The sequence below is a fragment of the Coleofasciculus chthonoplastes PCC 7420 genome (assembly GCF_000155555.1).
GTDB classification, from domain to species: Bacteria; Cyanobacteriota; Cyanobacteriia; order Cyanobacteriales; family Coleofasciculaceae; genus Coleofasciculus; species Coleofasciculus chthonoplastes_A.
Window position 1 is genome coordinate 146,145 of sequence record NZ_DS989856.1, and the last position, 22,035, is coordinate 168,179.

Annotated in this window: 21 protein-coding genes and 1 pseudogene; 10 read left to right on the top strand and 12 right to left on the bottom strand. The window is 42.2% G+C overall.

The annotated features are described in order from the left end of the window. Positions 1–221: 221 nt before the first annotated feature. The gene (gene rimI, locus MC7420_RS21710) at positions 222–857 is read right to left on the bottom strand and encodes a ribosomal protein S18-alanine N-acetyltransferase (RefSeq protein ID WP_006103009.1); all 636 of its coding nucleotides are present in this window, start codon (positions 855–857) and stop codon (positions 222–224) included. 77 nt (positions 858–934) lie between these two features. Here rimI and lysA point away from each other — a divergent pair, with 77 nt between their 5' ends. The 3 genes from lysA to MC7420_RS21725 all read left to right on the top strand — a co-directional run bounded on the left by lysA (position 935) and on the right by MC7420_RS21725 (position 4,223). Continuing rightward, positions 935–2,344: a diaminopimelate decarboxylase gene (gene lysA / locus MC7420_RS21715; protein ID WP_006102861.1), complete on the top strand. Its 1,410-nt coding sequence runs from the start codon at positions 935–937 to the stop codon at positions 2,342–2,344. A 195-nt stretch (positions 2,345–2,539) separates the two neighbouring features. Then, positions 2,540–3,463 (top strand): diadenylate cyclase CdaA, encoded by a 924-nt coding sequence (cdaA, locus tag MC7420_RS21720; protein WP_006103033.1) that lies wholly within the window; start codon positions 2,540–2,542, stop codon positions 3,461–3,463. A gap of 19 nt (positions 3,464–3,482) precedes the next feature. Further along, positions 3,483–4,223 (top strand): isoprenyl transferase, encoded by a 741-nt coding sequence (locus MC7420_RS21725; RefSeq protein WP_006102997.1) that lies wholly within the window; start codon positions 3,483–3,485, stop codon positions 4,221–4,223. A 95-nt stretch (positions 4,224–4,318) separates the two neighbouring features. Here MC7420_RS21725 and MC7420_RS21730 read toward each other — a convergent pair whose 3' ends face one another. Both MC7420_RS21730 and MC7420_RS21735 read right to left on the bottom strand, forming a co-directional pair. Then, on the bottom strand, positions 4,319–4,591 hold the full coding sequence (locus MC7420_RS21730; protein WP_006102904.1) for a DUF3143 domain-containing protein: 273 nt from the start codon (positions 4,589–4,591) through the stop codon (positions 4,319–4,321). Positions 4,592–4,599: 8 nt separating this feature from the next. Next, on the bottom strand, positions 4,600–5,223 hold the full coding sequence (locus MC7420_RS21735; protein ID WP_006103090.1) for a J domain-containing protein: 624 nt from the start codon (positions 5,221–5,223) through the stop codon (positions 4,600–4,602). Between the two features lie 532 nt (positions 5,224–5,755). Between MC7420_RS21735 and MC7420_RS21740 the strand changes: the two genes are divergently transcribed. Continuing rightward, entirely contained in the window at positions 5,756–6,481 is a 726-nt protein-coding gene (locus MC7420_RS21740) for a response regulator (RefSeq protein ID WP_006102956.1), read from the top strand. A 298-nt stretch (positions 6,482–6,779) separates the two neighbouring features. On the opposite strand, the gene MC7420_RS21745 is transcribed toward MC7420_RS21740, so the two are convergent. Continuing rightward, positions 6,780–7,472, bottom strand: a complete 693-nt coding sequence (locus MC7420_RS21745; protein WP_006103025.1) for a C40 family peptidase — start codon at positions 7,470–7,472, stop codon at positions 6,780–6,782. A 37-nt stretch (positions 7,473–7,509) separates the two neighbouring features. Here MC7420_RS21745 and MC7420_RS21750 point away from each other — a divergent pair, with 37 nt between their 5' ends. From MC7420_RS21750 to MC7420_RS21775, 6 genes and pseudogenes are all read left to right on the top strand, one after another. Next, positions 7,510–8,454, top strand: a complete 945-nt coding sequence (locus MC7420_RS21750; RefSeq protein WP_006102922.1) for a serine hydrolase — start codon at positions 7,510–7,512, stop codon at positions 8,452–8,454. Positions 8,455–8,546: 92 nt separating this feature from the next. Continuing rightward, positions 8,547–9,767 carry an RNA-guided endonuclease InsQ/TnpB family protein gene (locus tag MC7420_RS21755; protein ID WP_006102876.1) on the top strand — a complete coding sequence of 407 codons (1,221 nt, stop codon included), beginning with the start codon at positions 8,547–8,549 and terminating at the stop codon, positions 9,765–9,767. A gap of 293 nt (positions 9,768–10,060) precedes the next feature. After that, positions 10,061–10,402 (top strand): annotated as a pseudogene (locus MC7420_RS21760) (RNA-guided endonuclease InsQ/TnpB family protein); the annotation flags it as partial. Between the two features lie 149 nt (positions 10,403–10,551). Further along, positions 10,552–11,547, top strand: coding sequence for a hypothetical protein (locus MC7420_RS35540; RefSeq protein WP_006102849.1), 996 nt, complete (start codon positions 10,552–10,554; stop codon positions 11,545–11,547). A gap of 299 nt (positions 11,548–11,846) precedes the next feature. Further along, positions 11,847–12,464 carry a vWA domain-containing protein gene (locus MC7420_RS21770; RefSeq protein ID WP_232231758.1) on the top strand — a complete coding sequence of 206 codons (618 nt, stop codon included), beginning with the start codon at positions 11,847–11,849 and terminating at the stop codon, positions 12,462–12,464. A 276-nt stretch (positions 12,465–12,740) separates the two neighbouring features. Then, complete coding sequence (locus MC7420_RS21775; RefSeq protein WP_006103082.1) at positions 12,741–13,616, top strand: HIT family protein; 876 nt, start codon at positions 12,741–12,743, stop codon at positions 13,614–13,616. Positions 13,617–13,747: 131 nt separating this feature from the next. Here the strand turns inward: MC7420_RS21775 and MC7420_RS21780 are convergent, their stop codons facing one another. Genes MC7420_RS21780 through MC7420_RS35550 form a run of 8 tightly spaced genes read right to left on the bottom strand, consistent with a single transcriptional unit; the run spans position 13,748 to position 21,772 of the window. After that, positions 13,748–14,266, bottom strand: a complete 519-nt coding sequence (locus tag MC7420_RS21780; RefSeq protein WP_006102873.1) for an LOG family protein — start codon at positions 14,264–14,266, stop codon at positions 13,748–13,750. Further along, entirely contained in the window at positions 14,263–15,336 is a 1,074-nt protein-coding gene (locus tag MC7420_RS21785) for a radical SAM protein (protein WP_044208819.1), read from the bottom strand. The genes MC7420_RS21780 and MC7420_RS21785 overlap by 4 nt, the downstream gene beginning before the upstream one ends. 2 nt (positions 15,337–15,338) lie before the next feature. Further along, positions 15,339–15,977: a glycosyltransferase family 2 protein gene (locus tag MC7420_RS35545; RefSeq protein ID WP_006102857.1), complete on the bottom strand. Its 639-nt coding sequence runs from the start codon at positions 15,975–15,977 to the stop codon at positions 15,339–15,341. A gap of 14 nt (positions 15,978–15,991) precedes the next feature. Then, complete coding sequence (locus MC7420_RS21795; protein WP_006102844.1) at positions 15,992–16,759, bottom strand: SDR family NAD(P)-dependent oxidoreductase; 768 nt, start codon at positions 16,757–16,759, stop codon at positions 15,992–15,994. Next, positions 16,756–18,471: a carbamoyltransferase family protein gene (locus MC7420_RS21800; RefSeq protein ID WP_006102907.1), complete on the bottom strand. Its 1,716-nt coding sequence runs from the start codon at positions 18,469–18,471 to the stop codon at positions 16,756–16,758. The genes MC7420_RS21795 and MC7420_RS21800 overlap by 4 nt, the downstream gene beginning before the upstream one ends. A 4-nt stretch (positions 18,472–18,475) precedes the next feature. Further along, positions 18,476–19,660 (bottom strand): glycosyltransferase, encoded by a 1,185-nt coding sequence (locus MC7420_RS21805; RefSeq protein WP_006102945.1) that lies wholly within the window; start codon positions 19,658–19,660, stop codon positions 18,476–18,478. Beyond that, positions 19,657–21,036 (bottom strand): radical SAM protein, encoded by a 1,380-nt coding sequence (locus MC7420_RS21810; protein WP_006102865.1) that lies wholly within the window; start codon positions 21,034–21,036, stop codon positions 19,657–19,659. Before MC7420_RS21810 ends, MC7420_RS21805 begins: the two co-directional genes overlap by 4 nt. Next, entirely contained in the window at positions 21,023–21,772 is a 750-nt protein-coding gene (locus MC7420_RS35550; RefSeq protein WP_006102856.1) for a glycosyltransferase, read from the bottom strand. The genes MC7420_RS21810 and MC7420_RS35550 overlap by 14 nt, the downstream gene beginning before the upstream one ends. Between the last annotated feature and the right edge of the window lie 263 nt (positions 21,773–22,035).

Sequence of the window (22,035 nt, forward strand, 5' to 3'; positions counted from 1 at the left end):
ACGCTGATTCTAGCATAGGAGACTTGTCAGGCTGTCTCCTATACAACAACCCGTCTATTTTTTTGGGGGAGATGAGGGAGCTGGGGGAGCTAGGGGAGCTGGGGGAGCTGGGGAAGCTGGGGGAGCTGGGGGAGCTGGGGAAGCTGAGGGAGAAAAAAATTTTCTATGAACAATCAACAAAGTACAGTACAAATGACGAATGACGAATGACAAATCACAAATCACAGATAACTAAATAGTTGCCAACCCTGACGGGTTAAGCGGGAGACGATTTGCTCATAGCGCTCTTGCAGGATTTGCTCAAATTCCGGCTGTTGTAACCCCTTTCGCCACAGAATTAGGGCATCTTCACCCGTATCTTGGTAATATCCTCGGCGTCGTCCGGCTGGAATAAAATCAAACTTTTGATAGAGAGACAGAGCAGCGTGATTCGAGGGTTTAACCTCTAAGGTTGCCCACTCCAACTGACGTTGTTTAGCGTCATTGAGTAAGGCATACAGTAAAAATTGCCCCAGTCCCTGATGTTGGTAGTTTGGATGCACCGCCAAAATCGTAATATGCGCTTCCTCCAGAATTGACCAGTAACAACCTAAACCCACTAAGCCATTCGGTAAAGGGGGATGCGTGGGTAAATCTTCCCCCAGGGAATCGTGTGGCATAACAACGGCTGAATGGCAACCCCATGGGCGCTGCTCCAAGCTGTTGTGTGCTTCTAAAACCAGTAATTGACTATTCGGGCTATTTAACTCACGTTCGTAGCCCGATCGCGTCCACAGCCCACCAAAACATATTTGATCCAGATCCACAGCCGCATTGAGTTGTGCTGTGGTTAGCGGCTTTATCTCTAAGACACTCACAGCAGTCAATTGTACACTAAATAACGGACGCTTTTGGTGTACCTGCCCATATCCATCTCAAGGATGATAACGACATTATGCTATTGACTGACTCCACTCAGGTGCAAAACTCTGGACAGCGATATCTTTCAGCGAACTCTCATCCCGATAGTCGTTCTCCCAATCAGGAACTGTTGCCGCTTACCGCCACCGTTAACAGCCAAGACTGTCTAGAAATTGGTGGCTGTGATGTCCAGGGTTTAATCGAGGAATTTGGCTCTCCCCTTTATATTCTAGATGAGGTCACGGTAAGAACGGCTTGCCGCCAGTATCGGGATGCCTTTGCCCGTTACTATTCCGGTGATACCTTAGTGCTGTATGCTTCAAAAGCCTGGAATTGTTTAGCGATTTGTGCGATCGCGGCATCGGAAGGTTTGGGTGTTGATGTCGTATCCGGAGGCGAACTCTACACAGCATTAGAAGCCGGAGTCCCAGCCGATAAGCTGTATTTCCATGGCAATAACAAGTCTATCGCTGAACTCCAGCTTGCGATTGAAAGCCATTGCACAATTGTTGTGGATAATCAGTTGGAGTTAGAAACTCTGGCAGATTTGGCACAAAAAACCTCTCCGGATACCCAGGTGCGGATCATGATTCGGATTACACCTGGGATCGAGTGTCACACCCATGACTACATCCGCACAGGACACCTGGATAGCAAGTTTGGTTTTGATCCCCACACTCTAGATAACGTTTTTGCCTTCATTAGTCAAAACCCTATTCTCGACTGTATTGGGTTACACGCTCACATTGGGTCACAGATTTTTGAGAGTCAACCCCACAAAGACTTGGGAGCGGTTTTGGTCGATTATCTCCAAAAAGCCGCTCAGTTCAATCTATCCATTCAAGAACTGAATGTCGGCGGCGGTTTGGGAATTCGCTATACCGAAGACGATGATCCCCCCACGATTGATGCTTGGGTTAAGGGGGTTTGTGAAGCCGTGGTTAATGCCTGTAACCAGCAGCAATTGCCCTTGCCGAGGTTATTATCAGAACCCGGGCGATCGATTATTGGACCCGCTTGTGTGACGGCGTATACCATCGGCAGCCGTAAGGAGATCCCGCAAACGCGAACCTATCTGGCGGTTGATGGGGGAATGTCTGATAATCCCCGTCCAATTACTTATCAATCGGTCTATCGTCCAGTCGTTGCCAATCGCATGTCAGCACCGATAACTGAAACCGTCACGATTGCGGGTAAACATTGCGAATCCGGGGATATTTTACTCAAAGATGCCCAATTACCCGAAACCCAACCTGGGGATCTGCTCGTGATTATGGGAACTGGGGCATACAATTACAGCATGGCGTCTAACTATAATCGTGTACCTCGACCTGCAGCGGTGTTAGTTAAGGATGGAACGGCTGAATTAATTGTGCAGCGAGAAACCTATCAAGACTTGATCCGGTTTGATCATTTACCGAAACGACTGGTATCCCAGGATTAGGGATGAAGGAGCAATGTAGAGACGCGCCATGGCGCGTCTGGGAGCTGGGGGAGCTTACCTGTTCCCTGTTCCCTGTTCCCTGTTCCCTGTTCCCTGACAAATGACAAATGACAAATCAGTCGCAACTCCCCGCCTAATCTCGTTACAATCAAGCCAGAGTCAAGCTCTCAGTTGCTAAACGTTTAATTAAGTTCAATGCCTGCGTCGTCGTCGGGTTCTTTTCCTGACTCTGGCTGGGTTCAATCCTTGTTGCTGCAAAGCGTTGATGTCGGATTGGTTCTAGCCCTCACCTATATGGTTCTCCTCATTATCGGGGAGCGTCGTACCTTGTGGATGGTTCGAGGGCTAATCGTCTTGATGCTAGCGGCAGCGGTCAGTAATCGACTAGGATTGACCCTGTTGAGTTTTGTGTTAGAAAAATTGGTGGTTGGTTCGGCTGTGGCGATGGCTGTAATCTTTCAGTCAGAATTTCGCCGTTTTCTCGAACAAGTCGGGCGGGGAGAAATTCGGCAGTTGTTTCAATCCCAACGCCGCCCTATCCCTAAAGCAGATAGCGTTACAGATGAAATTGTCGATGCGGTTAAAGAATTATCCCAAAATCGGATTGGCGCATTGATAATTATGGAGACCAATGGAACCATTGACGAGCGAGATTTTTCTGTACCAGGGGTACAGTTAAATGCCGAACTGTCTAAAGAACTGCTGCAAACCATCTTCCAGACGACCACATTACTCCATGATGGGGCAGTATTAATTCGGGGGTCTCGCGTCGCCGCAGCGGGTGTGATTTTACCTCTGTCAGAGCGAACGGCTTCACGACAACTTGGCACACGCCATCGAGCCGCTATGGGAATTACTGAGCGAGTCGAAAATTGCCTTTGTATTGTTGTATCCGAAGAAACAGGTTCTATCTCATTAGCAGAACGCGGCGGACTCAATCGACCTTTAACCAGTAGTAAACTCAAAGAACTGTTAGAGGCTCGATTTTCGACAGCGGTTGACCGTGAGGCAGTTGCCCCCGGTTTACGCAGTTTAGGTCGCCAAGTTAAGTCTCAGGGACGGCTACTCATTTCGCGTTTGCTGCGTCTGCCGTCATCGACTTCTCGAAAAAAGAAATGACTATTATTATACAACTATTATGCAAACGATACTAAAAGAATTACCAAGCGATCTCGACCAGGAACGCCTACCCAAACATGTCGCGGTGATTATGGATGGCAATGGTCGTTGGGCAAAACGTCGAGGCATTCCTCGGATTATGGGTCATCGCCGAGGCGTAGACACATTAAAACAGTTGTTGCGCTGTTGTGATGATTGGGGTATCCAAGCCCTGACTGCTTATGCCTTTTCTACCGAAAATTGGGGACGTCCTATCGAAGAAGTTGAGTTTTTGATGACGCTGTTTGAGCGGGTGTTAATTCGAGAACTCAAAGAGATGATGGAGGAGAATGTACGCATTCAGTTTGTGGGGAATTTAACGGCATTACCGCAATCCCTGCAAAACCAGATTGAACGGGCAATGACTCAAACCCAAAATAATACCGGGATTCAATTTACCGTGGCGACTAATTACGGTGGACGGGAAGAGATTTTGCAGGCTTGTCGGACAATTGCGACTCAGGTTCAACACGGTCAGCTTCAACCAGAGGATATTGATGAAGCGCTGTTTTCTCGTCATCTTTATACTGCCAATATCGGTGATCCTGATTTGCTAATCCGCACCAGTGGAGAGATGCGTTTGTCCAATTTTCTCCTCTGGCAAATGGCTTATGCTGAATTTTATATTACCGACGCTTTTTGGCCCGATTTTGACCGCGAAGCGTTTCATCAAGCTTTAATTGCTTATCAGAAACGAGAGCGACGGTTTGGAAAGGTTTGAGATTTAAATTTTGAGTTTTGACTGTTAAGGGCGTGCAATGGCGCGTCTGAATTGTCAGTTAATCATTCAAAAATTAACTCTGAGAATTGAGAATTTTAAGGACCAGAGAAAACTGCTGCTTCTACATCTTCGCGACTGAGGGAATACTTGAAAGAACGCATAATGTCACGTTGTCCTTCCGCTGCATTAATGTAACGCACAGCTAATTCCTCAACTTCCAGACAGAGTTCGGCTTGCCAATTTAATCGTTCCACGCGCCAGCAATTGAGTTCGTTGCTATCTTGTTGACATCCTTGAGAACGGAGCCATTTTTCGATTTCAGGAAGGGGATGGTTATAGAGAGGAGTGTCAGATGAAGGAAGTACCATAGAAGTCTTCATAGATTGAGGGATGGAACAAAAATAGGGATTGATGGTGGATTAGATGGGGAGAAAAGTTGGTTAGAAGGGGGATATCGAGGGATTCGCTGTAGTTGACTTAGGGGTGGCGTGGTGACTCGACTAGATAGAGATATCCCAGAAACTTGAAAGGCATTGTCTCCTCGGGTTAAGCCAATCACAATTGCCAGTACCAAGCATCCCACGAAAGTTATCCCCAAAATAAATAGGGCAAATAACTCGCCAGGGGAGAGGGGACGATCTGTGGGGTCAAGGTAAGCTGAGGATGAATGATCAACTCGCGATCGCACAACGGGACGGTTCAATCCGGGTGGAGGTTGAATGACGTTGACACGAGAATAGCGAATAGTTCGATCATACAGGATTCGCCGTTCTGGACTACTCAGAGTCGCATAGGCTTCATTAAGCTGTTGGAACTTCGTCTTTGCCGTTTCCTTTGGTAAGTCGGTGGTATCGGGATGGTAACGTTTACTCAGTTCCCGATAGGCACGACGGATATCTAGAGCAGATGCGCTAGGGTGTACCCCCAGAATCCCATAATAGGTTATGGATTGTAGCTCTTTACTTGTCCTAGTCTTCTGTTTTACCCAGTCTTGAGCCATCCTAGCTGGTATAACAAACGGTCTTTAACATTTTACGCGATCGCTCTCGGTTGGTGAGCAGATAAGGAAAATTCTGCTCGTAGTAGGGGCTTTAGCCAAAGACTAAGCCTGGGCAAAAGAGTTTACTGAACTTGACCAACAAACTTGGGGTCAGGGCGGGTTTATTGAATTGAGGGGTTTCTGGCAACAGGTAACGGTAAAACCCGCCCCTACGAGTCAATTTGTTTTTTCTGTATCTTGGCTGAATTGTCAAATAAAGCGGTAATAAAACCAAGATATAATTTGTGTGATTAGCTTCGCGCTTTGCCGAAGGCAATCGCGCTTTCTACTGTCCTTATCTGAAAGTGCTGCTGTAGAGCCTATAGGCAGGCACATTTGCCCATGGGAAAAACTATACCATAAAATCGTGCGATCGCCTGCTGAAACGCCAATTCTATCGGGGGTGATCAGAAACCTGGGAGAAATGGGTACACTTAGTCTAACTCTGCGCTAGTCGCACGAAAGCCTCCCCCCAGTCAGCAGGTTGTTATCAATGAATACTGTTTTAGTTGTCGAAGATTCTCTCAGCCAGCGGGAATGCGTTGCTCAGCAGTTAACGTGGAGTGGTTGGAATGTCATTCAAGCCCGTGATGGTGTAGAAGCACTCCAGCAAATTCAGATCAATTCTCCCGATTTAGTGCTATTGGATCTGCTGATTCCCCGGATTGATGGCTACAGAGTTTGTCGCCTAATCAAGGCAAATCCTCACACCCAAAATATTCCCGTGGTTCTTTTAACTGGAAAAGGACAGCGTTTAGCCCTTTCCTATGGTATTAAACACGCTGAGGCTTATGTCGGTAAACCTTGGCAACCGAGAGAATTGCTAGATACCCTGAAACGAGTGTTACTGGATACGAAAAAAGAACCGCAAATGGCTTCGGCTGATACCTGGACAGATTATGGTATTCTTATTTTCAAGATTATTAAACTTTATGAATGCCGTGTTCAACCTTGGACTGAGTATGGTTCCCAAATTATTAAACTCTATGAAAAGGCGTTGACAGCTTTTGAAAAGGCGTTGACAATTGAACCCTATCACCTACGAGCCAATCATTACCGCTTAATGGTTGAGCAAAAGTGGAGTAGTTTACAGGTAAAATTAGAACAGTCTCAACCCTGTAAAGTTTGTCAGTATTATCATGGCAAAGATGGAATTAACTGTGCTGTTTATCCCTGGGGGCGTCCGGGAGAATTTTGCCTAGATTGGGAATTGATTTAGTCGTTGTTTGTAGTAAGCTGTTCGGCATTTAAACCTTAATATCAATAATGACGAAAGCCGTGTAGTGCGTTTAGCGAAGCCATGCCGCAGGCTTTGCATCTTGCTCGCTACTAATACCCAATTTAAATGCATGACAGCTTAGGCACGAAGCGTGCCTTAATACTTTATTGATAAGCACTAAAGTGCTTACTACGGACAGGGAACGTTAAAAAAACAAGTAGGTGGGGATAATTAAAGTTGTTCCCTGTTCCCTGTTCCCTAATCTCAACCGTTAACTTTAATTGTGTCCACCCACTTATCAGGCACAATAACTAGCAATAACCCGCCCGATTCCCTTAAACCGCTGATAATAAGTTTGACTTACTTTATCTCCTTGATCCGAAAGCCAGTCAATGCCAATCCCATTTCGACCATCTTCTTTCCCCGAACTGTGAATATAATAGCCATCGCCTAAAAAAAGACCCACATGATTGATTTTCTCAGGTGTGCCAAAGAAAACCAGATCACCCGCTTGCGCTTCTGCTAAAGGAATTGATTGAGTAAACGCCTGCTGCTGATAAGAATCTCTCGGTAACCAAATTCCCGACGCCGCAAATGCTGCTTGCATTAATCCGGAACAATCATAATTGGGTGCCACGGTTCCCCCCCACAGGTAATAATTCGGCTGCTGCATCGCTTTTTGGGTAAACGCTATCACCTCTGGGAGTCGGTGTTGGATTTGAGGACGGGAGAGTGCGATCGCGTGATAAGGTTGAGAGGCAATTTCCAGTTGACTGATATCCTCGACTCGTAACCAAGCCTGATATCCATCCTCACATAACTGCACCTTTACCGCTTGTTCCCTGGCTGTCGATAACAAGGGGTGTAAATGGCGTCCAGCCGCCGCTTGAGTGGCTAAACTCGTACAGGCGGGAGAATCATAGAGGTCTAAATTAACACGGCAGATGTACTCACCATGTTTTAATGCAGATAATTCTTGCAGTACCACCATATTGGTAAGCGTTGACATCACTTGTTGAGAGCAAATTATGACATTCTTTCGTAAGGACGACCAACTGGAAAAAATTGGCACAGAGATTCTCGACGCCGTTTGGTTAGAGTTTCCTGGACTCGCCCGCAATCAAATCGCTCTCACCTGGATGGTCTATGATCCCCCGATTCCGGTTAATACAGGGGGGGCGCTTTCGGCGGATGAATTTTGGAAGTATCCCGTCCGAGGTTTTAGTTATCGAGGGGTTGAGCGAATTTATCCAGCCGATTTGGTTGCCCTATTTTATCTGGTCGCCATTGAAGAATGGTTAGAAAGTGCCATGGTTGAATCATCGGATGAACTGGAACGGGCAATTAAGGCGATGATGGTTGATGCTAGCCATGATGCTTTAAGTTTAGTCGTCGATATCTTGAGTGGAACCACCAGTGGTCCAGAGTTAACCCCTGGTCCCTTTGAAACCTGGAAGCTACAACGTAATATTGTTAATCGTTACTTTCAATCCCTGGGTTGGCAAGACTTAGAGTCGATTAATGTCAATCAAAAAACCTGGAGTGATGGACCTTATGGTCGGGAACGGCTGTTTATGGGAACATTGATGGAAAATCGGAATATGTTAACCACCAATGCCACAGCACGGCTACTCCATAGTATTGTGGGTGGCGTGACGGTATCCTCCGTGCGATCGCAGGTGATGATGAGTCTGCTTAAACGCAATCTGAACCCTGCCGATACTCAGGATACCCCCAATCATCAAATTACTGGATTCTTAGGCGCTGGTCTTCCGCCAGAGGCTCAGTTGTGGTCTAAATCCGCCTGTTCATCTCAAGTGCGCCATGATGCGGCTTACATCGAGATCCCATCGATATTACCCTATCTCCTGGTTGTATTCACTGAAAGCAAAACTCAGAGTCAAAATCTAGACCTTCTCCCGTTTATTTCTCAAAAGGTTGTACAAGCAATGAGTATTGTTTCCATTCATTAAGAATACGGAAAATTAGGGCAAGTTGCGGTAATCTATACAGAGGTTCTGGAAAATTACCGCAGAAAATTATTGGATTACGCATCTCTAAGATAATGAAACTTATTGAGAAGCACGTAGTTCGTCAAGGCACTCGAAAATGGAAAGAGATTGATGACTTAGCCTTCAAGTCGAAAAATCTTTACAACCGAGCCAATTACGAAATTCGTCAACATTTCTTTAAAACCCATCAAATCCTCTCCTACAACGAGATGGCATCTCGAATGCGACTAGAGGAGTCTTATTGTGCCTTGCCTCGCAAAGTCTCTCAACAAGTCCTGCGGTGCTTGGACAGGAACTGGAAAGCCTGGAAAGAAGCAAATAAGGCATATAAGAAAAACCCAGTCTTATTCAAGGGTAAACCCAAGCTTCCCAAGTATAAAGATAAAGAGAAGGGGCGTAATCTGTTAGTTTACACCATCCAGGCTATTAGCTTGAAAGAGTTGAAAAAAGGATGGATCAAGCCATCGGGAACCAACCTGATGATATCTAGCCACAAGCAGGATATCAATGAAGTAAGAATTGTTCCCCGCCTTAATTACTACGTGATTGAGGTGATTTATGAGCAACCCATTCAGCAATTGGTTAACGGTGAAGCGGTAGCTGGTGTAGATATTGGACTGAACAACTTAGCGGCTGTAACTTCAAATCAAAAAGGATTCAAACCTTTCCTGATTAACGGCAGACCGGTTAAAGCGATTAACAATTACTACAACAAGAAAAAAGCCGAAGGACAATCTCAACTCAAAGGAAACAGGAAAACGTCAAAGAGAATTCAGCGTTTATCAGCCAAGCGAGGATTCAAGATTGACGACTATCTGCATAAATCCAGTCGGTTTATTATCAATCAGTTAGTTGAGAACAATATATCAACTCTTGTGATTGGCAAAAACGAGAACTGGAAGCAGGGAATCTGTATCGGTAAGGTGAACAATCAAAACTTTACCAGCGTTCCCCATGCAAGATTAATCAAGATGTTGACCTATAAAGCTGAACGGGTTGGCATAAAAGTCATCATCACCGAAGAATCTTATACGTCGGTTGCTAGTTTCCTGGATGGAGATTGTATTCCTGTTCACGGAAGTCCAGAGGCGAAAACAGCAAAATTTAGCGGTCGTCGTGTTAAGCGTGGGTTGTACCAATCAAAAATCGGCGTCAAATTCAACGCCGACATCAACGGCAGTTACAACATCATTCGTCAAGTAGTCCCAGATGCTTTTGGCAACGGGATAGAGGGTGTAGTAGTTCACCCAGTTAAGATTACTCTTGCCAACTAATTTCCGCGATCTTCCGCAAAATTAGCTTTCTTCACCGGAAGCCCCACGCCATACCTGTACTTCGACAGGCTCAGTAACAACTCAGGTTGGCGTTGGGATGGATAGGTGGGAAACCGTAGGAACGGAGGTTTCCAATTACATTCATGACATTATTTTTTATTAGGTTCCAACAAAACACCATACAGACAGTATACTGTTCATAGATTGATAAACAGGAGGGCAAGTAAGCAAATGAGAACTGCCTACCAGTACAAGCTACGCCCAACCAAACAGCAAGTTATTGAACTTGACAGATGGCTGCTCATGAGAATTTAAACGTTAAAGGACTTACTCAAACTAGATTGGCTAAATCTGTGCTGGATGCTGGGTGGTCAAACTTTCTGTCGATTCTGACAAACAAAGCCGAAAAAGCTGGTTTGTTGGTAATTCCAGTAAGCGCCCATAACACATCACAGGATTGCTCGAATTGTGGAGAGAAAGTACCGAAAAAGCTGTTTATGCGTTGGCACAACTGCCCCCATTGTGGATGCAGTCTTGACCGTGACCATAACGCAGCTATCAATATAAAAAATAGAGCGGAGGGGCATCCCGTTCTTAAAGCTCAACGCCTCCTACGCAATAGCCGGATTGGTTGAGAAGCCTACACTATACCTGTACTCAGGTTAGTGTAGGAGTATGTCACGAACTATATTGACTTAGTGGCGAGGAAGCCGCAATCCTAGACAATAATAAGCAAATCGGTTTTGCTGATTTCAATCTTTACATCTTTTGTCGAGGAGTGACCTTGAAACATAATCTTTTACGCTCCGTTACTTACGGCGTTGGTTTAGGGGTAGTCACAATGGGGAACCATCCCTTACCCGTTCACGCTCAAGTATCTAGTCTAGGCGGATCATTGACTCGCTTAGAATCCATTGCGGCTGAGGTACGCACCGAGGGGACGGCTGAACCCGCCAATGCTTGGGTTAATCGACTGACAGGTGACCCCGCACTGACTCAAGATGCAGTCAATCTCCCGGCTGGGTCTTCACTGCCAGAAACTACACCCCTACCCAGTGCTACTGTAGACTCACCGACTCCCTCTGTGTCCTGGAGTAAAGGACTCACCAACAATTCAGCTACCGCCCAGAGTTCGCTGAATCCAACGGTTGCAGATTCTCCAGCCTCATCTCTAAAGCGTATCAGTCCAGAGGATGCGATCGCGACTCAGCCTATCCCCGAATCTCTGACATCATCTGCTGAGGCGCTAACCCTACAACCGACTCAGGATGCAGAAATTGTCTTGAATGAGTCACAGACTTTGGCTCAAACCGATTTGGATATCCGCCGAGGAACTCGCGGCGTTCCCAACTATTTAGGGATTGGGGTCAACATTGGTTTAACTGAAGATGATGATGAGGCTACCGATGATGGTGGCGGAACAGCGTTAGGGGATGCTGGTTTTGTGATCAACGGCAAAATCGGTTTGTCTCGTACTCTATCCCTGCGCCCAGGTGTAATCATTGGCGATGATGCACTCTTTATGGTGCCGCTGACTTACGACTTTATCATTCCCCGTGTTGATCCCTTTGAACCTGTGCGCTTTGCGCCGTTTTTAGGCGGAGGTGTCGCTTTGTCAACGGATAGCGATGACAATATCGGATTTTTACTGACTGGGGGTGTGGATGTACCTTTGTCGCGTTCCTTTGTCGCCAACGGGTCAATTAATATTGGTTTTATCGAAGATGAAACTGATATCGGGATTATCCTTGGCGTCGGTTACACATTTCCTGATTTCTAGTTCCTAGCCAATTTTTCTCGGTAGGGGCGACCCGCTTACCTAAATTAACAACACCATTCCACTCAATTGGGTCGGGTCGCCCTCTGTAGTATGCGCTCAGGCAATTGGTTGAGGCTTGGAGGTGAGCATGTAAGAAGACAAGTAAACCTCCACGGTTTAAACGCAAAAGACGGTACGCTATTGAATAACAATAGTTTTGCGATCGCGCCTCCGAACTGACCCACACTCCTTTGTCTCAAGTTTTTAGTGGGTTGCATCAACGACAAAGGACAAAGGACAAATGACCAATAACAAAGCTTATGGCAGATTCAATTATGGAAAACCGCGACTATACTCTAATCATCGATAAAAGTGGCAGCATGTCAACACCTGACCAACCCGGTGGACAAACCCGTTGGTATACCGCCCAAGAATCAACTCTCGCCCTCGCCCGAAAATGTGAACAGTTTGACCCCGATGGTATCACCGTTTACCTCTTTTCCAGTCGCTTTAAACGGTACGACAACGTTACCTCAGACAAAGTGGGACAAATCTTTCAAGAAAATGATCCCATGGGGCGGACTGACTTAGCCAGTGTACTTCAGGATGCACTCAATAGCTACTTTCAGCGCAAATCGGCGGGACAAACCAAACCCGAAGGCGAAACCATTTTAGTCATCACCGATGGGGAACCGGACGATCGCAAAGCCGTGATGCGAGTGATTGTAGAAGCATCGCGCCATATAGACAGGGATGAAGAATTGGCAATTTCTCTGATTCAAGTGGGTAACGATCCCACAGCCACGCGATTTCTCAAGATTCTCGATGATGAGTTGCAAGGGGCGGGTGCCAAATTTGATATCGTTGACACCGTTACCCTGGATGATATGGCAGATATGACGTTACCTGAAATCTTGTTGAACGCGATTCAGGATTAAACGGGCTCTCCCGTACATAAGGTGATAAATTTTCCTTATATGTGTAGCGATTGGCTTGATTTGAAGAAAACCTAGCTTAATCGCTTAATTAGTTGGGTTTCCTTCGTAAACCCAACCTACAAGCATTACACCGTGGGACTTTGGCTTAATTCATAAGACTTTATTATCACCCTAAGTACGGGATAGCCAGCCGCCGGAGAAGCTAAGCTGGGTTCGTAGTAGGCACTTTAGTGCCAGAAGCGCTAAAGCGCTTACTACAAACTCTATTCCTGTCCGATGAAAAAGCAAGCCAATAAATTCAGTCATCTCACCGCCAAAGACAGAGTTTATCTCTCCTTTCCCGGACAGATTCTCCTTGAACAAAATCGGCTTCAGGGTAAAATTTTAGACTTTGGTTGTGGTTTGGGTAATGATGTCAAACGTCTGCGGCAAAAAGGCTTTGATATTACCGGATATGACCCTTACTATTTCCCCGAATATCCCACTGTTAAATTTGATACCATCCTCTGTTTTTATGTGTTAAATGTTCTCTTTGCGGAAGAACAGGCAACTGTTCTGATGAATGTTTCACATTTATTAAAACCCGGTGGAAAAGCCTATTATGCAGTGAGGCGAGATCTGAAAAGAGAAGGATTTAGAGAACATTATATTCATAAAAAACCAACGTATCAGTGCGTCGTAAAACTTCCCTACCAATCCATTCACCTAGACGAGTATTGCGAAATTTACGAATACGTTCATTATAACTATCAGCGGCATTCGTCCAATAAATGTATCTTTTGTAACCCGCGCAGAAGTCTGCGAGTTCTGACGGAATCAGCCACGGCTTATGCCATGTTTGATGGGTATCCAGCCAGTAAAGGTCATGTTCTGGTAATTCCTAAACGTCATGTTGCCAATTATTTTGATTTGGACTTTAAAGAACAATCCGCTTGCTGGTTCATGGTTAACCAAGTCCAAGGGTTTTTAATGGATCAATTTCATCCGGATGGGTTTAATGTGGGATTTAATGTGAATAGAGAAGCGGGACAAAAGATGATGCACACGAGTATTCATGTTATCCCGCGTTACCAGGGAGATGTTAGGGGGAAAAAAGGTGGAATCAGATCGGCGATTCCCAAGGGAACAAATTACAAGTTTGACCGGACATGATATCAGATTGGCATTTAGGCGATCGGTAAATTCTCAAGAATGAATAAAAACACCGTTTTTGATAAAAGAAACTATATTTTTGCCATCTTTTTCTTGAAAAAATTCACCAATACACTAATAATTTCGTATAATTAACATCTAAAGCAATCTGAAAAGTCTTCTATATCTTTATAGACCTCTAGAATATCAAACTCCTCTTTTTTGATTGCCAAATTCTGCAGACCATATAATACTTGGCTCCAAAAACCTCCGATCAGACAAATACGAATACTTGGCATTGTCAGTGTATAACGTAAGCACCAAGTAACACATAGTTCATCAACTGTACCAATACTTCCATTTTGAATAACAAATAATTCACTGCTTTGTATTAAAAGCCTAAGTCTATCAAATAAATCTTTAGCTTTGATTTCTTCAGTAATGAATTGGTTCGCTGGTTTTGGATCAAATGAGGCGTTGGTAATGCCAATACATTGACCTCCAGATTCTACAACCCCTTTAGAAACTGCTTCCATCAAACCATAGTACCCTCCGTTTTTCACTGTATAACCTTTGCTAGCAAGGTACTTACCCAGCTTAATACCATCCTGGTAAACAGGATCATCTACCGTGAATTCAGATCCACCAAAAGTCGTTGCATATTTTTTCATGATGAGCGTACTTGGGATAAAACGTAGCTTCTGTATTGTACTAAATGAGACAAAAGTTTTAAATCTTGAAATATTCCGGTTTTCTGCATTTCTTCTAAAGATATGTGTCCTTCAATGAAGAGGTTAATAATGTCAAAGTGAGTAAAGCAAGAAAAACATTTTTGTTCTTCTCTTCTAAGAACCTTTCTCACAGAAGGATGATCTAAATCTGGTGGTAATACAAAGTCTATTTCAAAAATGTTCTGGTGATTATCAATTATCCCACAAGGACACAGTGGGCGACTACCATCCTCGCATCCATACAGACCTATGATAGGTAAAAAGCATGTGTTATTTTTTCGACCTTTTACAGTCTCTATGAGAGATTCCATATATCCTTTTGGAGGAATTGTTCCTAAAGGAAAAGCATCTTTTAAGTGAGATAATATGGCGATATTATCGTCAGTATTAGATAGGTAGTAGTCAGAAAATCTGACTGGGAAAGGAATGATAGTAACTTGAGGGAAATGATGAGAAAAATATTGAAAAAACTCTGTTAAATACCGAATATTATAATCGGTAAGTACACAGCTTATCTCCAATCTGAATCCTTGTTCATACAACAATTCTACAGTTCTTAAAACCTTCTCAGTGTTTCGAGTAGCTTCCTTATAGCGCAAAGCATTCGCTTGAGTTATGTGTCCGTCAAGTGAAATTTGAAAACAGAACTTATTTGGATCAAGCTTTTCTAAGTTCTCCCGTTTTATAATAGTGCCATTAGATACAATAAGGACTTTTTCAAACCTTTCTGAAACTAAAATCAATTCATCAATGACTTCAGGTAAAAGAAAAATCTCTCCACCTGAAACTTTCAACAGATATGAGTCAGATTTTTCTAAAATGTGGGAAATATTTTGCCTTAGATCACTGACAGAATAATCAAAGTGTATTGTTTGACCCTTCTGTCGTGAAAAAATTTGGTCGCCTCTGCGAAAGGTTTCTAAGTTTCCCAATGTCAACCAGCAATATTGACAACGTAGATTGCAAAGCTCAAATTCTACTTCGAGTGATGTTAAAAAAAAATCTTTCATTGTTATGTCCTTTTGTGATGGTTTCTGTAATCTTCAATATACTTATGTCCACCTTTCTCATACATTCGGTGAATGCTATGATTATGAACATAGTATTCAGCCGTAACTGGATCAAAGAATTGATAAACCTTATAGCACTTATTCATCCGCAAAAACAAATCTAGATCTTCTTCAAAGACAATATTTGAATCAAACAAACCAACAGAAAGACAAAACCTCTTATGCATTACCATAAGTGGTAACACGCATCCTGTATCGGTATCTGCCAACTCACCATAATATATTTTACGTGATGAAGGTTTGATGTCCCATACAGGACCAAACACAAGATCAACCTCATGTTCTTTAATAATATTATGGCGAACCTCAAGATGATTTGCAAGATATATATCATCAGAATCTAAATAAGCAATATAGTCACCTTTTGAGTGTTCTAAACCTTTATTACGAGCGCAGCTTGAACCAGAATTATCTTGATAGATGTAATGAATTCTGGAGTCTATAAGAAATTGACTGACTATGCTCTCAGTAGCATCTGATGAGCCATCATTCACAACAATAAGTTCCCAGTTTTTATATGTCTGACACTGTACACTCTGAATAGCACGAGCGATAAATTGCTCGTGCATAAAAGTAGGCATAATAACCGATATCATTATCCCCCTATATCCCAATTAACAGTATTAGTGTGCAAACGGGTACGTGCATAACTAGGTGACTTTGTGACTAAAGTTGCCTCAAACACATGCAGAGAAGAAAGATGCATGAAATTTAACACAAACTCGCAAATATCGCTCATCATAAGCATATCTAAATTTCCTTTTGCATCTTTAATAATAGTATTTTCATTTTCGGATTCTGCAATTTGACCTAAATATAAGTTACTTACTTGAAGTCCATTCATATGCTCTTCTGACGCTAAGGAGTTGGCAAAAGCCTCCATAGCAGCTTTTGTCATAGTGTATAAAGCATTTCCGGCTTCCATACCGGATTTTCTATTAACCCAGTCAGCCAAAAAGTTCACTAACACAGTTTTTTTAGAACGTCGAATTAGAGGAATTAAACTTTTAATTAAGAAAGCTTGTCCTTTAACATATGCATCAATCATAAAAAAGAAATCCTCTGTTTGGCAGTCATACGTTGTTCCAACGTATGAACCACCAGCAACATTAAGAATTAAATCAACGGAGTTTAAGTATAGTTGAATTTCTTTAACCGCTAGCTGTACTTGATTCATTTCTGCTAAATCGCACACAACAATATAAGTTTGACAGTAGCTCTGTACATTTAACTGCACTTGCCGAAGCTTCTCTTCTGTACGTGCTAAAAGTACCATACACTCAGCATGTGGTGCGAAATAATGCGCTAGACTTTTTCCAAGCCAGTCACTTCCGCCGATAATTACTATGTTTGACTTATTCATGAGTTTAGATTGTCTGATTGAATGACATAATTACCTAGGAAAAGAGCATCTAAATTAGTTTCTCTGAAGGTATCTATAGCATCTTCTGGTGTATTTACGATTGGCTCTTGAGATCCATTGAAAGAGGTATTCATTAAACCAGGTATTCCTGTTAATGTATAAAACTCTCTCACTAGCTTAAGAAAATGCTCAGGTGTTCTTCCTTGGTGAATGGTTTGTACACGAGATGTGTCATCCACATGAATAGTTCCAGCAAAAAATAATTTACTAGCATTAGATACAATGGGAAAACCAAACAGCATAAATAAACTCTCTTTGCAATTTTTGAAGAAAACCTGAGAGAACTCCTCTAAAACTACAGGAGAAAAAGGACGCCATATTTCTCGTAGTTTAATCTGCTGGTTAACTCGATCACGAATTTTGATGGAGTCAGGGCGGGCTAATATACTTCTTGCGCCAAGCGCTCTAGGTCCAATCTCAGCTTTTCCTTGAAACCAACCAATGACTTTATCATTTGCAATGTACTGTGCTGCAACAAGTTCAGGCTTTTCTAAGTATTGAAAGTGAATATTTCTGCTCTCCAAGGCTTTTCTAATATATTTATTGTTATAAGAGGGACCAACATATGGAAAATCTGTTAACTCTATCTGGCTAAAACCGTTTTGCTTAGTAAAGTATACTGCAGCACCAAGAGCAACACCAGCATCATGTGACACGGGTTGTACAACGATTTTCTTAGCTGGAAACTTTTGTAGTAAAGAACCATTACTTTTACAGTTTAAGCCAACCCCGCCAGTTATGATAATCACTTCGTCTTTTTGACTAAGGTAAGTACGAACCAGAGACTCTATTGCCTCCTCCAAGCTATGTTGTACAGATGCCGAAAAATTAATAGCATCAGAGTTTAAATGGAGTTTATCCCGCTTAAGAAAATCAATCTCTTTGTGGGCTTTAGTAGCTCCAGCAATTTGTAGATTGGGGCAAGAGGCTTTAAACTGAGGAATCCAGAATTTATCAACTATTGACACAGCATCATCTAAATTTTCATAATCAATTCCTATCTGATTCGATGGTACTGGGCTAGAAAATTTTCTTGCGTTGTTGCTCTTCCAATAGTCTACAGTAGACTTCCCGTAAGAAGAGAGTCCCATGAACTTACCAGTTCCCGACAAACCAAATCCAACATAACTAGTAGCTGCTTCATAGTAGTAACCAAGAGAATGTCGAGAGTCGAAAGTATCTAGCTTCTCAAGAGAATTATCTTTGTGGCGAAAAATACTTATTGAGTCTTTTTCACCCTGACCATCAACAACAACAACTAGACTTTGCCGAAATGGTTCTAATATAATCCCGCTATAAGCATGTGCTAAGTGATGCTCCAGAAATACTACTTTCTCTAAAGGAAAGAGATCAGGGGCATGAAGATCAGTAAGTAGTTTTCTTGCGAAATCAACAGCACCAATTTTAGGAGACGCAAGTTGACCAAAATATGGTAAATCCCATCCTACAGCAACATAATCCAAATCCCCCCAGTCAATACCACCTGTTTGCAAACACCATCGTGTAGCAAACGCTGGAACTGTATGTGGTGCATGTTTTATTCTAATAAAACGCTCTTCTTCGACTGCTGCTACAAGTTGACCATCTACAATTAAGCATGCAGCCGGATCGTGAAACCAATCTCCCCAACCATTAATTCCAATGATTTTCATAATGCTAATTCATAACATCTAAAAATATGTTGTGAAATTTATCTGAGATACTCTTTGGCAAAAAATTATTAGCTCTTTTAGCTACAGATTTGGACTTCTCCCGATAAAAAGAGCTATCCATTAGTAGCTTTATGATAATATGTTGAAAATCTTCTTTATTGGAAAAAAGTAAGTCATTATCTTCAACGATTTCAGGCATTGCACCGCTGTTGAAACATACTACAGGTTTTCCTCTCGACATCAAGTCAACTATAGCCATCGACCATAACGCTCCACTTCTCAAGTGGCTAATTCCAATATCTACTTGAGTAAGAGCTTGGTAATAGGTTTCTTGTGTTGAGAAATGCCGAATCTTAACAAAGGGCAAAGTTGCTAGATATTTGCGTATATCGGTTGGGCTTGGGTCAAGTTGATTTCTGAAGGTAGAACGCTTATCAGTAGGATCAGTGACAACAAGAATAAACGGAATTTTATCGTTTAGTTCTTTAAGATAATCGAATATCTCACAACCACCATAATGGGTATACAATCTATGATTGTAAATGAGAGTCGGCTTTCTAATATTTTTGGTAGAATTACTAATAGACAATATACAAGATTGCTTATAGTCTTGTACTGGAGGAGGAATAACTTCCATAAAAATATCTTTGGTTTGAGAACCTGCAGCAGTAAGGAAAAGACGTTTACCAAATTGACTACCAATAATATTGGCATCAGAGACAAGTGCTGACTCTAGTTGCCTCTTCCATATAGCTTGCCCTGCACCAAATAAGTTTTGACTGGGATCGAATTTTATATTTCCTTCTTCTGAAATGCCTTGAATAGCTAAGTAATGATAATAAGTGATGCAAGGAATGCTTTTATTCCAAACTTCATAGAATAAAAGCTTCAAAGCAAGTGTTAATTCACTTTGGTTTATTAAAGCAATGTCAAAAGGTTTAGTATGAGTCAGGAGTAGTTTGAGTTTTTCCCACTCTATGCTCATCCTAACTCCAAATTTGCTATCTGAGAAAGGCAGAAAAATAGGCTGAATAACCTCAGGCAAACAAGGCATTTTAGGAGGTCCAATCAAGCTTACTTCATAACCTTTTTGTGCAAGATCATGAAGTAGTGATCTCTGGAACACATATCCACTATCTGCTTCCAGATTAGATATATTGCTAACATTTAAAAAAGACAATATTCTCATTGAATAGACCAGATCTTAATTTCATTTAAAATGTGTTTTTCTAAAGACAAATTCTCCGTTGCAATCGCATCAAATAGTCTCAGCAGATATTCTTTTGCCGCTTGCATTTCAAATTGATCTAGACCTTTTGTCTGAAGTACTGGCTTACTCCCATCAAACTGATCATAATCCGAAGAGACAATCCAATTATGTTCTACGGCATCCTTGTACATCTGAGTTCCCCAGTAGTGGACTGGGAAGTTAATACCAATACTTTGAGGACGACATAAAGAAATCAAATTGGCAGTAGCAACAATACTCATGCGTGTTTCTCCAGGAAAACCAACCATTAATAGAAAAGCAATGGCGATTGTAAACTCTTTGCTCCACTGACTAATATTAAGGAGTACAGCATCGGTAACACCGCGCTTTAATTTTGTAAAGCGTAATTCTGGGTCTCCAGATTCAACACCAATATTTACTCCTTTACATCCAGACAATGCCATTATTTGCAGTAAATCACGACTTAATCGATCAGCCCTAGTTTCACACCACCATTCAATTTTTACGGCAAGTTTTGATATGGCATAAGCAATTTCTAATGCCCTATTTTTATCTAAAGAAAATACTGGATCACGAAATAAAAAACGTGTATATCCTAAAGAAATAGCATCTTTGATTTCTGCTATTACATAATCTACTGATTTTGCTCTCCATTGTTTTCCTTGCACAAGAGGGTAGGGACAGTAATATGAGCAGGCATACGGACACCCTTTACTAGAAAGTATGGTAGTGCATTCTCCTAGCTTTGGATAATAATATTTTTGATCCTTTACAAGCTGTCTTTCGGGAAAAGGCAGAGCTTCTAAATTCTCTATACCTGCTTTCTGGTTGATTAAAATAGCGCCATCTACATAAGATGCTGTACCCCGAATATCTTGCCCCAGCAAAATATCTGCCAGGTTATCATAAACTTCTGAGATCAGACACAAGCTAAAATTTGCTGTTGAAAATATCTTTTTCAGAACGGAGACATCATGCGTATATATTTTGGCGACAACTGAGATGCCAAGACTAGTTAATTTTCTCCCAAATTCAATGTCAGTAGATAAAGTGGGAAGCGATATCTCAACAATTGCAAGGTCAATATTGCAATGTTGCACTCTTCTTAAAACTTCATTGTCAGAAATATCTTCTGCTTGAGCATCCAATAGGAAAACTTTGAATTGTTTTTTAATACAAGCAGCGAGTTGCAACAAATCGAGGGGTGGAAGTATGTACGAACAGTCTTTGTTTCGTGTAGATTCAAACCCAAGTCCACTAGCATATTCTCTAATGATATACTTATCACATACTGGTGGAACAATAAAACACACACAAGAATCAGTATCTATCATAACGAATTGATTCTCTATTTCTTTGACTGAACAGTTTTACACTGAATCGTACTTCCTCTTTTTGTTGGAGGCGGTTAGTGATCCCTTTGTTTGTGGTATGCCATCGATATCGATAAAGCACCCCATTTACTCTCTGAAAAATAAATCCGGCTTCTGCAAGTCGCAGTACAAGATCAAAATCTTCTGCATATTTATACCTTGTATCGTAGCCATTAATTTTAAGCAAAGAGGCTATTTTATATAATCGGACATGACCAAATGGTAAGAAGTTGTTTGCTTGCCCAAGTCTGTCATGTAATTTGATTAATCGCTGTATAGCATCTTGAGGGCTAGTACAGTCAGGATTTTGAACTATTTTCTGTTCTTGTCCTTGGGCATCAATGAAAACAAAATCTGAATAGATCAGATCAGACTCAGGGTTTTCTGATAAGCACTGCATAACTCGCGAAACTGTCTCAGGTATAAATTCATCGTCAGCATCGAGACCAAAGACATATTCCGTCTCAATAAGTGGCAGTACATAGTTCCAGGCATCTGAAGTACCTCCGTTTTCTTTCGTGAATACTGTAATCTGATTTTCATAGCTACGAAGAATATCGGCAGTGTTATCTGTACTCCCATCGTTGACAACAATGATATAAATATCATCAGAATAACTTTGCTTGACTACACTATCTATAGCATTTTGTAGAAATTTACTCCCGTTATAAACAGGAATTACTACTGTCACTTTCATCCCTGTGAAACTCCTAGAAGGATTTTAATCGCTAATGCTTTTTAGCCTAAAGTAACAGCCGCCTAGGTCTAGTCAGCTTCAGCTAATTCACTCCACTCTAGCGTTAGCAAGCGTAAATATAGCAATTAAACTGATTAACTAAACTGGCACAAACCATGATACACGATCTTTAGACTGAAGTTCCCGCTGTCCAGATGTACTACAGGGAGCTAAACCCCCTACTCCGCAAGCGTTTTAGAAATTTAGCTTCCTCATTCGTACCC

What these genes read in the sequence shown, in the direction of transcription:
- lysA (WP_006102861.1), top strand. Translation starts at nt 935, where the DNA reads ATGCTATTGACTGACTCCACTCAGGTGCAAAACTCTGGACAGCGATAT.
- cdaA (WP_006103033.1), top strand. Translation starts at nt 2,540, where the DNA reads ATGCCTGCGTCGTCGTCGGGTTCTTTTCCTGACTCTGGCTGGGTTCAA.
- MC7420_RS21725 (WP_006102997.1), top strand. Translation starts at nt 3,483, where the DNA reads ATGCAAACGATACTAAAAGAATTACCAAGCGATCTCGACCAGGAACGC.
- MC7420_RS21730 (WP_006102904.1), bottom strand. Translation starts at nt 4,591, where the DNA reads ATGGTACTTCCTTCATCTGACACTCCTCTCTATAACCATCCCCTTCCT.
- MC7420_RS21735 (WP_006103090.1), bottom strand. Translation starts at nt 5,223, where the DNA reads ATGGCTCAAGACTGGGTAAAACAGAAGACTAGGACAAGTAAAGAGCTA.
- MC7420_RS21740 (WP_006102956.1), top strand. Translation starts at nt 5,756, where the DNA reads ATGAATACTGTTTTAGTTGTCGAAGATTCTCTCAGCCAGCGGGAATGC.
- MC7420_RS21745 (WP_006103025.1), bottom strand. Translation starts at nt 7,472, where the DNA reads ATGGTGGTACTGCAAGAATTATCTGCATTAAAACATGGTGAGTACATC.
- MC7420_RS21750 (WP_006102922.1), top strand. Translation starts at nt 7,510, where the DNA reads ATGACATTCTTTCGTAAGGACGACCAACTGGAAAAAATTGGCACAGAG.
- MC7420_RS21755 (WP_006102876.1), top strand. Translation starts at nt 8,547, where the DNA reads ATGAAACTTATTGAGAAGCACGTAGTTCGTCAAGGCACTCGAAAATGG.
- MC7420_RS21770 (WP_232231758.1), top strand. Translation starts at nt 11,847, where the DNA reads ATGGCAGATTCAATTATGGAAAACCGCGACTATACTCTAATCATCGAT.
- MC7420_RS21775 (WP_006103082.1), top strand. Translation starts at nt 12,741, where the DNA reads ATGAAAAAGCAAGCCAATAAATTCAGTCATCTCACCGCCAAAGACAGA.
- MC7420_RS21780 (WP_006102873.1), bottom strand. Translation starts at nt 14,266, where the DNA reads ATGAAAAAATATGCAACGACTTTTGGTGGATCTGAATTCACGGTAGAT.
- MC7420_RS21785 (WP_044208819.1), bottom strand. Translation starts at nt 15,336, where the DNA reads ATGAAAGATTTTTTTTTAACATCACTCGAAGTAGAATTTGAGCTTTGC.
- MC7420_RS35545 (WP_006102857.1), bottom strand. Translation starts at nt 15,977, where the DNA reads ATGCCTACTTTTATGCACGAGCAATTTATCGCTCGTGCTATTCAGAGT.
- MC7420_RS21795 (WP_006102844.1), bottom strand. Translation starts at nt 16,759, where the DNA reads ATGAATAAGTCAAACATAGTAATTATCGGCGGAAGTGACTGGCTTGGA.
- MC7420_RS21800 (WP_006102907.1), bottom strand. Translation starts at nt 18,471, where the DNA reads ATGAAAATCATTGGAATTAATGGTTGGGGAGATTGGTTTCACGATCCG.
- MC7420_RS21805 (WP_006102945.1), bottom strand. Translation starts at nt 19,660, where the DNA reads ATGAGAATATTGTCTTTTTTAAATGTTAGCAATATATCTAATCTGGAA.
- MC7420_RS21810 (WP_006102865.1), bottom strand. Translation starts at nt 21,036, where the DNA reads ATGATAGATACTGATTCTTGTGTGTGTTTTATTGTTCCACCAGTATGT.
- MC7420_RS35550 (WP_006102856.1), bottom strand. Translation starts at nt 21,772, where the DNA reads ATGAAAGTGACAGTAGTAATTCCTGTTTATAACGGGAGTAAATTTCTA.